The 941-nt window shown below is 58.8% G+C and carries 1 protein-coding gene; it reads left to right on the forward strand.

The window, feature by feature from the left end; all coding sequences use genetic code 11:
* Positions 1-933, forward strand: a 933-nt coding sequence (locus tag GTN70_08485; protein ID NIO17021.1) for an adenylosuccinate synthase, incomplete at its 5' end; no start/stop codon positions are given.
* Positions 934-941: the final 8 nt, after the last annotated feature.

The following is a 941-nucleotide window of genomic DNA, read 5'->3' on the forward strand; positions in this document are numbered from 1 at the left end:
AAACTGGGGGAGAAAAAGCTCGGTACCACGTCGAGGGGAATAGGCCCCTGCTATGCGGACAAGATGGCGAGGGTGGGCATACGGGTTGCTGACCTCCTGAAACCCCGGATATTGAAGGATAAGCTCTCAAACATCCTCGACCTCCACAATTTTATCCTCACCGGCTATTACGGCCAGCCCCCCGTCGACATGGAGCGTGTATACGATGAGTATCTCAAGTACGGGGAGCTTCTCAAACCCCATATCGTGGACACCTCTTTGTATCTCGACAACGAGATGAGGAAGGGGGCAAAGATACTCTTCGAAGGCGCGCAGGGGGCAATGCTCGACGTTGACCACGGGACCTATCCCTTCGTCACGTCGTCCAACACGGTGGTGGGTTCCGTGGCGACGGGCGCGGGCATTTCGGTGAAGGTGAGAGAGACCGTCATCGGCGTCGCGAAGGCGTACACGACCCGGGTTGGGGGCGGCCCGTTCCCCACGGAGCTCTTCGATGATGATGGACAATATATCAGGGACGCGGGCAACGAGTACGGCTCGACGACGGGAAGGCCGAGGAGGTGCGCCTGGTTCGACGCGATGGTGGTGAACTACGCCGCGAGGCTGAACCGGTTCGACGGCCTTGCGCTGACCAAGATTGACGTGTTGACAGGCCTGCCCCGGATAAAAATTTGTGTCGGTTACCGGATGAACGGGGAGATCATCGATCACCTGACACCGGAGATCGACCTTCTGGAGAGGGTGGAGCCCGTATACGAGGAGCTCGACGGGTGGAGCGAGGACATCACGACGGCCAAGGAGTTTTCCGACCTGACCAAGCAGGCCAGGAGATACATCAGGCGCATCGAGGAACTGACGGGCATACCGATCGTGATGGTGTCGGTCGGCCCGGAGAGGAACTCGACGATTATCAGGAAGAACCCCTTCCGGTAACAATCGGG

The organism is Deltaproteobacteria bacterium (genome assembly GCA_011773515.1).
Lineage (GTDB): Bacteria > Desulfobacterota > Deferrimicrobia > J040 > J040 > WVXK01.